Annotated in this window: 1 pseudogene; it reads left to right on the top strand. The window is 58.3% G+C overall.

The window, feature by feature from the left end:
* Window positions 1-506, top strand: a pseudogene (locus tag NKH54_RS32485) (type I secretion system permease/ATPase); the annotation flags it as partial.

Raw genomic sequence — 506 nt, 5'->3', positions numbered from 1 at the left:
ATCTCGCCGCTGTTCATGCTTCAGGTCTATGACCGCGTTCTGGCAAGTGGCAGCGTATCCACGCTGGTGGGGCTCGTCGTGCTCGCTGCGGGGCTTTATGCGTTCCAATGCCTGCTCGACATTTTGCGCGCCCGCGTGCTGCTGCGGATTGGCGAGCGTTTCGATGGACAGTTTTCCGGACGCGTTCACGATGCGATCGTTCGCCTTCCGCTTTCAACGCGCATGCCGGGCGACGGCTTGCAGCCGCTTCGCGATCTCGACAATGTTCGCGGCTTCTTAGGTGGAAACGGTCCGACAGCGTTCTTCGATCTGCCATGGATGCTGTTTTATCTTGGCATTTGCTTCCTCCTTCATTTCTGGATCGGCATGACGGCACTTATCGGGGCGGTCGGTCTCACATCTCTGACACTCCTTGCCAACACTCTCTCGCAAGGGCCGATAAGCGATACCGTTGCCCACAACATGGCACGCAATGGTCTGCTGCAAGCAGCGCGTTGCAATGCCGA

Origin of the sequence: Mesorhizobium sp. M1004, assembly GCF_040318795.1 — a bacterium.
In the GTDB taxonomy this organism is placed as follows: Bacteria; Pseudomonadota; Alphaproteobacteria; order Rhizobiales; family Rhizobiaceae; genus Mesorhizobium.
This window is presented reverse-complemented; position numbering and strand designations above follow the sequence as displayed.